Source organism: Amycolatopsis orientalis DSM 43388 (genome assembly GCF_000411975.1).
Taxonomy (GTDB): domain Bacteria; phylum Actinomycetota; class Actinomycetes; order Mycobacteriales; family Pseudonocardiaceae; genus Amycolatopsis; species Amycolatopsis orientalis_D.
This window is the reverse complement of record NZ_ASXG01000029.1, coordinates 47,605-58,706: the sequence shown is the minus strand read 5'-3', so window position 1 is coordinate 58,706 and position 11,102 is coordinate 47,605. Positions and strand designations below refer to the sequence as shown.

The following is an 11,102-nucleotide window of genomic DNA, read 5'->3' as shown; positions in this document are numbered from 1 at the left end:
TGATGCCGAAGCGCCCGAACCGCCCGCGCTGAAGACTGTCCACTTCGGACTTAACACCAACGCGGGATCGCGCCGGCGTTGGGGTGGAGCGGCGTGACAGGCCGCCAGGCCCCTCATGCCGCTCCACCCCAACGCCGGCTTGAAGGCGATCCCGCCGCGGCGGCGGAGCCGACGCAATCAAAGCCGGCACGAGCGGATGTCCGAAGCCAGCACGGCTTTCGCGCCGGTTTCGGCCAGTTCGTCCATGATCCGGTTGACTTCCTTGCGCGGCACCATCGCCCGCACCGCGACCCATTTCTCGTCCGCGAGCGGGGCCACGGTCGGCGACTCGAGTCCCGGGGTGATCGAAATGGCCTGCTCGAGGAGGTCGCGCGGGCAGTCGTAGTCGAGCATCATGTAGTGCTGCGCGAAAACCACGCCCTGCAGCCGGGCCGCCAGCTGCGACTTGGCCCGCGACCCGTCGCTCCCGGCCCGCTGCAGCAACACCGCCTCGGACGCGCAGATCGGGTCCCCGAACGCGACGAGGTTGTGCTGCCGCAACGACCGCCCGGACTCGACCACGTCCGCGATCGCGTCCGCGACCCCGAGCTGGATCGAGATCTCCACCGCGCCGTCGAGCCGGATCACCTCGGCCTCGACCCCGTGTCGCGCGAGGTCCTCGCGGACCAGCCGCGGGTACGACGTCGCGAGCCGTTTGCCCTGGAGGTCGGCCGGTTTCCAGTCGCGCCCGGCGGGAGCGGCGTACCGGAAGGTCGAGGCGCCGAAGCCGAGCGCGAGCACCTCTTCGACCGGAGCGCCCGAGTCGAGCGCGAGGTCCCGGCCGGTGATGCCGAGGTCCAGCTCGCCGGAACCGACGTAGATGGCGATGTCCTTGGGACGGAGGAAGAAGAACTCGACCTCGTTGACCGGGTCGAGCACGGTCAGGTCCTTGCCGTCATGTCGCTTGCGGTAGCCCGCCTCGGAAAGCATCTCCGCCGACGCGGCGGCGAGGGCTCCCTTGTTCGGCACGGCAACACGCAGCATTTCGGTCTCTCCTCGGTCTCCGGTGCGCGAGCGCGTCACAGGTAGCGGTACACGTCCTCGGCCGAGATCCCCCGGCCGAGCATCAGCACCTGCACCCGGTACAGCAGTTGCGAGATCTCCTCCGCCAGCCGGTCGTCGGATTCGTGCTCGGCGGCGATCCACACTTCGCCCGCCTCTTCGAGCACCTTCTTGCCCTGGGCGTGCACTCCGGCGTCCAGTGCGGCGACGGTGCCGGACCCGTCGGGACGGGTACGCGCGCGCTCGGCAAGCTCCGCGAACAGCTCATCGAAGGTCTTCACGGGACCGGATCCTTTCATCCCGCACTCGCCCGCGCCGTTCCGGGTGACCCGGAAGCCGCCGAGGTCACAGCCGCGGCAGCAGCGCGGCCAGCTCGGGCACGCCGACACCGGCCAGCGACGTGCGGAACACCCGGCGCGGACCGTCCGGGACGGCCACGTCGTTGGGCACCACGAGCACCGCGCAACCAGCGCGTTCCGCCGACTCCGCGCCCGGCGGCGAGTCCTCGACCGCGACGCACCGGTCCGGCGCCACGCCGAGCAGCTCAGCGGCCTTCAGGTAGGGCCGCGGGAGCGGTTTGTTCTGGCCGTCGACCTCGTCGCCGCAGACCGTGACGTCGAAGAAATCCCGTCCGATCGTGTCGAGCGCCAGCTCGGTCAGCGCCCGTTCGGTGGAGGTGACCAGCGCGGACTTGAGCCCGGCCGCGCGGACCGCGGCCAGCGCCTCGCGCGCGCCCGGGCGCCAGGGCAGCGCGTCGTCGAACAGCCCGGCGGTGCGGCGGCGGATCCACTCCCCCGTTTCCGCGACCGCTTCCGGCGTGACCGGGCGGCCGGTCTGCTCCAGCAGCACGGTGGCGGTGGCGTCCATGTTGGACCCCACGAGCGTCATCCGGACTTCCTCCGAAAGCGTGCCGCCGAGCGCCTCGGCGGCCTCGTAGAGGGCGACGTCCCACAGTTTCTCGGAATCGACGAGGGTGCCGTCCATGTCCCAGAGGACAGCCGCCAATCCGTCCGAAGAGGACGGTGCAGTCACAGTTTCTCCTTGTCCGCCTGCCGCGCCCCGGCCGGGCCCGCTCCCCTCCAGCGTCCCACGCGGGCGGCCGTGAGCGGGGCCACACCCGAGCCGGGACACGCGGGGCCGGACACGCTGCGCAGCGCAGGTGGCGGAGGCCGTAGGCTGGTCAGGTGAGTGAGCCTGTCGACGACACCCCGCGGCCCGGCGACCCGGAGCAGGACCGCACCGATGCCCAGCGCCCGATCATGATCCTGGCCTTCGAGGGCTGGAACGATACACTTCGGCAGACAAGCTCGCCACTGCGTATCCGCTGGTAAGGGGCCCTTCGCTCGTCCGCCGGACCGTCCAATAGACTGGACCGGATAGGCATACCACCCATTGACGAGGACAGACCATGCAGACCCTAGACGCGCTCGACGCGCAGTCTCTCCGCTCGGACGTTCCGGACTTCCGGCCGGGCGACACCCTCAAGGTTCACGTCCGCGTGATCGAGGGCAACCGCGAGCGCAACCAGATCTTCCAGGGCGTCGTGATCCGCCGTCAGGGCGGAGGCGTCCGGGAGACCTTCACCGTCCGCAAGGTGTCCTTCGGCGTCGGCGTCGAGCGCACGTTCCCGGTGCACTCGCCGAACGTGGCCCGAATTGAGGTCTTCAAGCGCGGCGACGTCCGCCGGGCGAAGCTGTACTACCTCCGCGAGCTCCGCGGCAAGAAGGCCAAGATCAAGGAACGCCGCGAGCCCGCGCGCGAGCTGGCCAACGCCTGACGATCACCCAAGGGCCCCCGCTCCGGCGGGGGCTTTTTGCTGCCCTGGAAACGAGAGAAGCCCCGGCGAGGGGCCGGGGCTTCCTAACCCCGCTCGCGCGGGGAAGGCCACCAATGTGGCACTGAACCGGGACATGAAAAAGCCCCCGGCGGGTACCGGGGGCTTTGTCCGCTTGGCTCAGTCGAACTCTCCGGCCTTCACGCCCTTGATGAAGGCGTCCCACTCCGCCGCGGTGTATCGGTGGGCAGGGAGGCTCCGGTCCTTCGTGTCCCGGACCAGCCGCCCGCCGTCAGCCGTCACGGCGACCTCAACGCACTGCTGCGCGCCGCCGCTAAAGCTGCTCTTGCGCCACTGGAGTCCAGCTTCGTTCTCCACGGGGTTTCTCCTATCGATCGTGGCCCGAGGCCACCCGGTCCAGGCGGTCTAGCGTTTCGTCCCTCGTCAGGGCGACCGATTCCGCTTTCTCGTACGCGAGGGTATAGGCGCTGGTCGTCTTCACGTAGTCGGCACCCGTTAACGTCTCGACGTAGGCAATGGTGGCGTTCGCGCCCTCGATCCACAGCAGCGTAAAGGGGCAGCTCAGCCCGGCTTGCGGACCGGCCTCCATCGGGACCAGCCGGATAGTCACGTTGGGCAGCTCCGCAATCTTCCGGAGCCGTGCTAGCTGCCCGGCGCGCTCCGCCGTGTCGATGCGGTACAGCGCTTCCTCACCGAGCACCACCCACACCCGGGGTGCGTTCTCCCGGAACAGTCGGTCACCGCGTTCCTGCCGGGCCGCCGCCATTGATTCGATGTCGGTGGCCAGGACAACCGGGGACCGGGACAGCTCCGCTTTAGCGTGGCCCTTGGTCTGGAGGAATCCCGGAATGGTGGAGTACACCATGCGGATTTCGGACGCCGCCCGCTCCAGCGGTACGTACTGCTTCGCCCAATCGCTGACGCGTTCGGGCGCCGCGCGGCGGCGTGCGTCGATGCCGAGCTGGATTATCTGGGCGGCATCGGGACCGGTCACGCCGTAGAGCGTCAGCAGGGCTGACAGCTCTTTCTCCGTCAGCCCAAGCGTGCCGTTCTCAATCTTGGACAGCTTGCCGCGGTACCACTTAAGGCGATCGTTGGCAGCGTCCAGCCCGATACCGCTGGCCTCGCGCCGCGCCCGCAGGCGTTCGCCGAGGACCAGCCGTTGAACGATCGGGCCGGGGTCTTCTTCGAGCATGGGCACATCCTGCCTCATAACGTCACCGCTCACCCATCGTCACTACTTGAGTCTCAATTTCACCCTGTCGGCCGAGTCTCCGGCCGTGCCTCAACTTGAGTCTCAGTTGTACGCTCAGTTTGAGCCAACGGGGCCGGGTGCATATTCCTCGGTGCCTCGGCTCCGTTGGTGTTCCAAGCTCAGGAGGTGCGTTCCGTGATCCGGATGCGGATTTACGTCTGGTGGTTGAACAGGTTCCGTCCCCTCGGGATATGGGGGCGTCGATGACCGTGGATCACTTCGGGGCCCCCTCGGAACAGATCCGGCAGACGGACAGGGCTGACGAGGGATTGAAATCGCTTCGCGAGGAGTACGGGTTGATGCCGTTCTACCTCGCGGTCTTTAGGGCGTACCAGCGGGAGACTCCGGCGGACCAGGACTACCTAAGGGACCTGCTCGCGGAGGTCGCTCCCCCGGCCCCGCCCTCGCTGTACCGGGGGCCGCTATGCCTCTAGTCGAGTGGTGGGGCGGCAACTCCGGCGGGGTGCACGGGGACAAGCCCCGGACGCCGGAGCCCCGGAAGGACGAACCGGAGGACACAACCGAAGAGGAGAGGGAGAAGGATGGCTAAGACTGGCGACGTCGTTCTCTGCAACACCTGTAACGGAAGCGGGCTCTCAAGGGTCCAGCGCGTAAAGGTGAACTCGAAAGGGAAGACGGAGACCGTGTGGAACGAGGAACCGTGCAAGACGTGCAACGGCACGGGCAAGGGCGGGAGGGGCTAGCATGGACACCATGACTCAGCCACGGCGGACCGCGTGCCACGGATGCAGGCCGATGGTCATGCGTGACAGTTGGACCTCCGATGGCGTTTACCGTCCGCACCGCACGCCAGCGATGGGTGACGGGGACGTGGTCGAGTTGGTTTTCAACGAGGACGGCTGGGGCGTCCCCCAGGTTCGCAGCTGCGAGGTCTGCGGGGGCTCCGGTTGGCTTCCGGGATTCCAGCCGCCGTGCTGACTTGAGCTGAAACGCAAAAAAAGCCCCCTCCAGGCGGCCCGTGTGGGCTACCCGGAGGGGGCTTTGTTGTATCAGTACTGCCGGATCACTCGGACGGCCACGGCCGCCATGTCCTCGTAGTAGTCCCGGGGCTCCTCGTGCCCCGAGTGCTCGCAGTCGCGAGCGTGGAGCGCGTCGGCGACGCGGGGTACCTCGTCCGCCTGCGGCGGAGTCCACCCCGCCTTTATCAGCGCGGCGACCATGCGGTCAGCGTCCCCGCGGAGACCTGGCGGCGGAGCGCCGATGTAGCTGGTCGTCATCGCCTTGTGGGCGATCTCGATAGCCTCGGCGCGCTCGCGTTCGTACTGGGCGATCCGCGGGTCGTCGGCGGTCACGCGTCCTCCCATTCGAGCGCGGCGCGCTGTACCCGCCACCCCGGGTCCGGGTGGCTGTTCCGGCGAGCGATGCCCCGGAGGTACCCCAAGGCGGCCCGTGCGCCCCGGATCGTGCGGTACCAACCGCTTTCGTTGTTGTACCCATGCCACGAAGCCCCCTCGGCGTCGGCAACCCGGTAGACGTACTCAGTCATCACAACCGCCAATCCGCTAGCAGGACAAGGAAAACGACCGAGGCGGCGGCCGCAACGAACACGGCCGCCAACCTCCGAAGCTCGGTCATCGGGCCCACACGGGCACCTCGGACACCGGGATTTCGAAGTTGTCCCAAATACCCCCGTACCCCGAGCGCGCTCGCTTGCGCTCAAACCCCTTGCGGATCAACGTAAATTCGCTGTCTGCTAGCCGGTAGAAGTTGCCCATCGGGGACCGGAAGTACCGCACCCGCTTGCCGTCCCTGCCGAGCAACGCTGTGATTCGTCGCCCGTAGGCGGACCTGACTGCCGTAAATCCGGCCGTCTCGTCCGGCGGCGCGGGCGCTTCCGGCTCCGGCTTGGGTTCCTCGGGCTTGGGGTGCGTCAGCTCGAACGCCTCGTGCCCGCACGCCGCGTAGCCCGCGAGGTCGACCCACGAATCCCGTTTCTCCGGCGACCACGTGAGCCGCGAGAGCTTGACGGCCGCGAGGATCACGGCCACGTCGTGCGCCGCAATCGCCCGGACCCCGCCCGGGTGCGCGTGCTGGAAACCCAGTGCTGACAACATGTCTGCCGTCCGCTGGAAATCCTGGTGCGGCTCGCCGTACGTGTTGTTGCGGTCGCCGTTCACCAGGGATTCAGCCTCGGTCAGCAGCGCCTTGCGGTGGTTGTCCTCGGTCACGCGAAAGCCCTCCAGATAATCTCGCGAATGTCGTCCGTGTCGGCCCCGTGGCCGTCGTCTGCGCTGTCCAAGTAGGACAGAACATCTTGCAGGGCAACGAAAGCCTTGCCCGCAAGTTCGCCCCGCTGGCCCACCGGCACCTCAACCTGGTTGCCCGTGGCGGACACGGTGAATGTGTGGGTGGCCGTTTCCCTGGCGTAGTCGTTCAGCTTGTCGCGCGCGCTCACTTGGCCCCCTCCGGGATGTTCTCCAGAATCCACCGGGCCATGTCGCGAAGCTCCGCGTTCGGCACCGCGAGGCACGCCACACGCGTCCCTTCCGATCCACCGTTTACCGCAGTGACGTATGACCAATCGCGACCGTTGAAACCGAACCAGCACACCTCAATCTCGTAAGTCTCGCCCGACGAATCGGGCGACCTGCCATACGTTTCTTTTGAGCGCTTCTCGATCACAGCGCCGCCTTAAGCCGCTCGACCACCGAGCCGACAGCCGCGGCGAACTCGCCGTAGGGCACCTGGTCGAGCAACCCAAGCGCCTCGATCGCCTCCCTGATCGCCGTTGCCCGCGTCTCGTCGGCCGGGGGCACCGGGGCAGGCGTCTCGCCGTCCAGCGCCGCGGCTGCCTCGGCGAGCGCGAGAGACAGACGGTTAGCGCCCGCGCGCGTCAGCCCCAGCATGTAGTCAACGGGGCCGTGCGAAACCGCGACGTCGGAAATCTCCACAGAGACGTATTTCCGCCAGTCGAGCTCTCGCGCCTCGACAACGAACCCGAGGCTACCGCCCAAGGGGTCAGTCTCGTCCAGCTCGCCGTGATACTTCATGGCCATTCTGAATCCCTCTCTCAGTGCGACGCCAGGGCCCAGTTAGCCCCGGCCGGTCCGGCGTCCACGGGGAACGCCATCTCTTGCCCACCGTTCTCGGCGGGGAATTCGAACGTCATCTTTTGCTTGAGGTAATCGCGGCACTCTTCCCAATTGACTTTGGGAACGCTGAACAACAGAGCGTCGTGAACCTGCGCCTTAACCCGCCGGAGCACGTGCAACGGAAGCGCGAGCAGCGCATCGCACACGATTTCCCGCGTACCGGACTGGCCCATGAGCGCCGGTGCCTGCGTGAACTCGCGTCCACGCTCGATAGGCATCACCCGGCCCCAGCGGTTGACTACGAACCCGTTGCGCTGGGCGAACTTCCGCACCTTGTCTTGCCAGGCAACGAGTACGTGGTACTCGGCGTTCATCCCTCGGCAGAAGGTCTCCGCGTCCTCCAGCGGCAACCCGGACGCCTTCGCTAGACCCTTCGGTCCCCCGCCGTACGACCAGCCGTGGCCTAGCGGCTTGGCCTTCTGCCGGTACTCGAACGTCACCGGGTTGTGTTTGTCCGTCCCGACAACGTCTCTGCCCCACGCGGCCCACGCGTTAATCAGGTGGCCGTCCGCGCCTTCCTCGAATCGCTCGGCGTACTTCCGGTCGCCCGACAGCATGGCAACCACGCGAGCGTCAGCGTTGCTGTAGTCAATCTCTAGCAACACCTCGTTTTCGTTGTCCGGGACGAAATACTCCTTCTCTGCGCCGTCCCGGTTCCACACCGTCAGCCCGGGTTTCGTTGTGGACCAACGCCCCGACGCCTGTAGCATCGTGATATCGGGGTGTACGAACCCGTCCTCGTGCATCGAGTCAAGCGCGAGCTGCGCCAGCGACCGCTGGCCTTTCAGCTCCGCGAGCGCGGCGCCCAGTTCCTCCGCCGGGGTTCCCTTGGTCAGTTCCTTGAGCGTGTCGCCACCGAGGTTGAGCCCGAAGCCGACCGGCAACGGATGGCATTCGAGCGCATCGATTGCCGCGCTGTCCCTGGTGATCCAGTTCCGACGTGCTTCGGTTTGCTTCGCGGTAAGCCGCTTGCCCTTGATGCTCTCGCCGCTGGCAAGCTCCCCCCGCCAAACCTCGACTTTCGCCTTGAGCCCCGCAACCTTCGCGCGAGCCTCCGCCTTCTTGGCCTCCCGGTTCTCCCATGCGGGCGTCTTCGGCCAGTCCGGCCGGGACTCCGGGGTGATCCCGTAGTCCGCAAGGGCTTTCAGGATCGCCGCCTTGCCCTCGCTGGTGGCCCACGGCGCGTCACCTTCGGTCGGCAGGCCGTACCACTCAACGAGGTTGGCCATGATGACCGCACGCCGTTCGGCCAGCTCCGCTACGCGCGCCTCCGCGCGCTCTTTGTCGACCCGGAGACCGTTGCACGAGATGACCATCTTCCGCGCCTCGATCTCGATTTCGCGAAGCTCGTACGGCGTGAGCTGGCCGCCCCGCCGCATGAGCGCGCGGCCGATCGCCTCGGACGCCTCGACGTCGCCGACGAGGTAATCCCGGAAACGCGGGTCGTCAACGGGGATCTTCCCGAAGCCGTCCGCGATCCGCTCCGCCTTCGGCAACTCGGGGTCGCCGAACTCGAACGCCAGCGCCTTGAGGTCATGGGTTTTCCCTTGTACGCCAAGCTGGAACGCCTGCTCGTCCAGCCCGTACCAGGACAACGCGCGCTCCGGCGAGTCGGCTAACGCTTCCTTGCCAAACCGGTTGGTGTACTTGAACGGCGCGGGATTCCGCCGGGTGGCCAACGTGAACGTGTCGATCACCCGGCGGTCAATGGCGAGCTGTACCCACTCGTCCGACTTGGTACCGAAGATCACCGGGAGGTCAAAATTGATGATGTTGTGCCCGATGATCCAGCGAGCGGACCGGACTACCTCCCGCATCTCGTCCAAGTCGGTGGTGATGTGCACCCGGTACGAGTTGGCCCACTTGTACCCGCCCAACCGGAACATCTCTTCGGGGGGCAGGGTGTGCAAGAGGCTCGCCGAGTGCGTCTCGATATCGAATGAAACCGTTCCTTTCACGCCCTGCCCCTTCTCCTACTGGCCGTAATAGATGCCCCGGACGATCCGCGAAACGGTTGCCGGGTTGACGTCGAATGACGCCGCGATTTCCCGCTGTGTCAGCGACGTGGTTTCCGCCAACCGCCGAATCTCGGCAACCTCGGCGGGCGTGAGCCGCTTGCGGTTGGCGCGTTCGCGGTAGGCGAGCGTGGTCCGCAACCGCCGGTTCTCCGCCGCTAGATCGGTGACTCCGCGAACGAGCGCGGCAACGTCGGTCATAGATTTCCTCCTCTCAGCGCCAATCGGCGGGGGTGTTTGAGATCGGAAGAGCNNGGGGGTGTTTGCCCCCCCCCCGCCGTCAGCACATGTCAAGTTACGAGACGTCAGAAAGGCGGCTCGTCGTCGTCCGCGACCGGGGCCGTCTTCGCGGCCTGCGGCTTGCTGGCCGCCTTCGGCTTGCTCGGGGCGAGCTGGCCGCCACCGCGGTTGATCTGGAGACGAACGTTCTTGTACTTGCGGCCCGCCTTGCTCTCCGACTCGAAGAACTCGACGCGGAACGCGTCACCGGCGACCATGCCCGCTTCGTCGATCCGCTCCAGCAGAATGCCCGCCGCAGGGAACGTCGCCTTGGTGCCGTCCGGCAGGTCCACGTCCACGTAGCAGAAGTCGCCGTTACCGAACTTGGACGGCATCATGTTGCCGCGCCGGACGTAGGTCCCCTCGAACTTCTCGCCGATGTTGGTGGAGAGGGTTTCGCGCTCTTCGAAGTCCCCGCCGTTGCCGCCGACAGTTTCCCAAGCCATTGCTTACTTTCCCTTCTTCGGAGGATCGATCCACACCGCTTCGCACTGCCCGGGGTCCGGGTAGCGAACGGCTACACACTCGAAAAGATGTCCGACGCCGCCCGCTTTCTTGGCGATCGTCTTGTAACGGCGCTGAACTCCGTGGTCACAGTTCGGCGCTTCTCCCGCCCAGTCGGGCGGTTCCACGCTGCCCGGGGGCTGGCCGGGCTTTAGGCTTTTGGGTTGGTCTCCGCCGCCTTCACGTACTGTTTCTTGTAGTACGTGTCGATCGCTACGGCTTGCTTCATGATCTGGGAGATCTTGCCGGTAAAGCCCTCGATCGCAAGCAATTTCGCGATGTACTCGGGGGTTCCGTCCGCGACCACCCAGGGGGCTTCATAGCCCCCGGTCGCCTTGAACGTGACCGAGATTCGTCCGTCTGCCATTTGTTCTACGCTCACCGTTTCCTCTTGATGTTCGAGTTCGGTCGGCGATTCCGCCTCCGGCGGTTTCCCGCCGGGGTTCTGGAACGGGTCCCATTCCCCTTTGCTCACGGCTTGCGGCCTCCCTTCCTCGGTCCGTCGTGGTCGGCGATTGCCTCACGGCGGACTGTGTTCATCTCGCGCGTCAGCGCGTCGCGGGCACGCGTCAGCTCGATCCGGTAGCCGATTTCCTCCCCGTGCACGTAGTGCCGCGTGAGGATGTCCGCGTACCGGGGATTGCTGTCCCGCAACCGGGCAAGCCCGGCAGCGAGGTCCATGTGTTCCGCGTGCGTCTCGGAGCCCGGCGTGTCCGCCGCGTCGGCGACGTTCTCGGTGCCGCCGGACGCCACGAACCACGAGCCCGACCGGGATTCCGGGTCGAGCACGCTTGCCGCGTCCTCCAGGATTGCCCGCACTTCGTCGGTGCTGTAGACGAAATTGCCGCGGAACGCCTCGTAGTCGGCGCGTTCCTGCTTCGCCACCTGGTCTGCGATGCGGCCCAGCACCTTCGGCCGGACTTCGTCGTCCATCTCGGCGACCGCGTCAACGCGGCCCTTCTCCAGCAGGTGAAGCCACATGTCCTGTGCGATGTCGTCGGCCTCGGCGACGCCATCCCAGCTACGCGCCGACCGCGCGGCGGCGCGCTTCACCTCGTCAACAAGTGCATTGGTCGCCCGCACTTTCCATCCTCTCTCAG

General features: G+C 66.8%; 18 protein-coding genes. 2 read left to right on the top strand and 16 right to left on the bottom strand.

What is annotated here, in order from left to right; all coding sequences use genetic code 11:
* Positions 1 to 177 precede the first annotated feature (177 nt).
* From hisG to L942_RS05100, 3 genes are all read right to left on the bottom strand, one after another.
* Positions 178 to 1,023: an ATP phosphoribosyltransferase gene (gene hisG, locus L942_RS05110; RefSeq protein ID WP_037355490.1), complete on the bottom strand. Its 846-nt coding sequence runs from the start codon at positions 1,021 to 1,023 to the stop codon at positions 178 to 180.
* A gap of 35 nt (positions 1,024 to 1,058) precedes the next feature.
* Positions 1,059 to 1,322, bottom strand: coding sequence for a phosphoribosyl-ATP diphosphatase (locus L942_RS05105; protein WP_033287726.1), 264 nt, complete (start codon positions 1,320 to 1,322; stop codon positions 1,059 to 1,061).
* 64 nt (positions 1,323 to 1,386) lie between these two features.
* On the bottom strand, positions 1,387 to 2,073 hold the full coding sequence (locus L942_RS05100; RefSeq protein WP_106964802.1) for an HAD family hydrolase: 687 nt from the start codon (positions 2,071 to 2,073) through the stop codon (positions 1,387 to 1,389).
* A 152-nt stretch (positions 2,074 to 2,225) separates the two neighbouring features.
* Here L942_RS05100 and L942_RS43620 point away from each other — a divergent pair, with 152 nt between their 5' ends.
* Both L942_RS43620 and rplS read left to right on the top strand, forming a co-directional pair.
* Positions 2,226 to 2,372 (top strand): hypothetical protein, encoded by a 147-nt coding sequence (locus tag L942_RS43620; RefSeq protein WP_235078899.1) that lies wholly within the window; start codon positions 2,226 to 2,228, stop codon positions 2,370 to 2,372.
* A 77-nt stretch (positions 2,373 to 2,449) separates the two neighbouring features.
* Positions 2,450 to 2,818: a 50S ribosomal protein L19 gene (rplS, locus tag L942_RS05095; protein WP_037355485.1), complete on the top strand. Its 369-nt coding sequence runs from the start codon at positions 2,450 to 2,452 to the stop codon at positions 2,816 to 2,818.
* Between the two features lie 177 nt (positions 2,819 to 2,995).
* On the opposite strand, the gene L942_RS05090 is transcribed toward rplS, so the two are convergent.
* The 13 genes from L942_RS05090 to L942_RS05030 all read right to left on the bottom strand — a co-directional run bounded on the left by L942_RS05090 (position 2,996) and on the right by L942_RS05030 (position 11,085).
* Positions 2,996 to 3,193: a DUF397 domain-containing protein gene (locus L942_RS05090; RefSeq protein ID WP_037355481.1), complete on the bottom strand. Its 198-nt coding sequence runs from the start codon at positions 3,191 to 3,193 to the stop codon at positions 2,996 to 2,998.
* Between the two features lie 10 nt (positions 3,194 to 3,203).
* Positions 3,204 to 4,031, bottom strand: a complete 828-nt coding sequence (locus L942_RS05085) for a helix-turn-helix domain-containing protein (protein ID WP_158684432.1) — start codon at positions 4,029 to 4,031, stop codon at positions 3,204 to 3,206.
* Between the two features lie 1,070 nt (positions 4,032 to 5,101).
* Positions 5,102 to 5,404: a hypothetical protein gene (locus L942_RS05075; protein ID WP_037355477.1), complete on the bottom strand. Its 303-nt coding sequence runs from the start codon at positions 5,402 to 5,404 to the stop codon at positions 5,102 to 5,104.
* The gene (locus tag L942_RS05070) at positions 5,401 to 5,598 is read right to left on the bottom strand and encodes a hypothetical protein (RefSeq protein WP_158684431.1); all 198 of its coding nucleotides are present in this window, start codon (positions 5,596 to 5,598) and stop codon (positions 5,401 to 5,403) included. The genes L942_RS05075 and L942_RS05070 overlap by 4 nt, the downstream gene beginning before the upstream one ends.
* An 85-nt stretch (positions 5,599 to 5,683) precedes the next feature.
* Entirely contained in the window at positions 5,684 to 6,280 is a 597-nt protein-coding gene (locus L942_RS41910; protein WP_051165727.1) for a DUF6378 domain-containing protein, read from the bottom strand.
* Positions 6,277 to 6,507, bottom strand: coding sequence for a hypothetical protein (locus L942_RS05060; protein WP_037355473.1), 231 nt, complete (start codon positions 6,505 to 6,507; stop codon positions 6,277 to 6,279). Before L942_RS05060 ends, L942_RS41910 begins: the two co-directional genes overlap by 4 nt.
* Entirely contained in the window at positions 6,504 to 6,734 is a 231-nt protein-coding gene (locus L942_RS44150) for a hypothetical protein (RefSeq protein ID WP_158684430.1), read from the bottom strand. The genes L942_RS05060 and L942_RS44150 overlap by 4 nt, the downstream gene beginning before the upstream one ends.
* Entirely contained in the window at positions 6,731 to 7,108 is a 378-nt protein-coding gene (locus L942_RS05055; RefSeq protein WP_037355471.1) for a hypothetical protein, read from the bottom strand. The genes L942_RS44150 and L942_RS05055 overlap by 4 nt, the downstream gene beginning before the upstream one ends.
* 14 nt (positions 7,109 to 7,122) lie before the next feature.
* On the bottom strand, positions 7,123 to 9,162 hold the full coding sequence (locus L942_RS05050) for a DNA polymerase (protein WP_235078897.1): 2,040 nt from the start codon (positions 9,160 to 9,162) through the stop codon (positions 7,123 to 7,125).
* A 15-nt stretch (positions 9,163 to 9,177) separates the two neighbouring features.
* Positions 9,178 to 9,420 carry a helix-turn-helix domain-containing protein gene (locus L942_RS05045; RefSeq protein WP_037355469.1) on the bottom strand — a complete coding sequence of 81 codons (243 nt, stop codon included), beginning with the start codon at positions 9,418 to 9,420 and terminating at the stop codon, positions 9,178 to 9,180.
* A 104-nt stretch (positions 9,421 to 9,524) separates the two neighbouring features.
* Positions 9,525 to 9,944, bottom strand: a complete 420-nt coding sequence (locus L942_RS05040) for a hypothetical protein (RefSeq protein ID WP_037355467.1) — start codon at positions 9,942 to 9,944, stop codon at positions 9,525 to 9,527.
* A gap of 209 nt (positions 9,945 to 10,153) precedes the next feature.
* On the bottom strand, positions 10,154 to 10,477 hold the full coding sequence (locus L942_RS05035) for a hypothetical protein (RefSeq protein ID WP_037355465.1): 324 nt from the start codon (positions 10,475 to 10,477) through the stop codon (positions 10,154 to 10,156).
* Entirely contained in the window at positions 10,474 to 11,085 is a 612-nt protein-coding gene (locus L942_RS05030) for a hypothetical protein (protein ID WP_158684429.1), read from the bottom strand. Before L942_RS05030 ends, L942_RS05035 begins: the two co-directional genes overlap by 4 nt.
* Between the last annotated feature and the right edge of the window lie 17 nt (positions 11,086 to 11,102).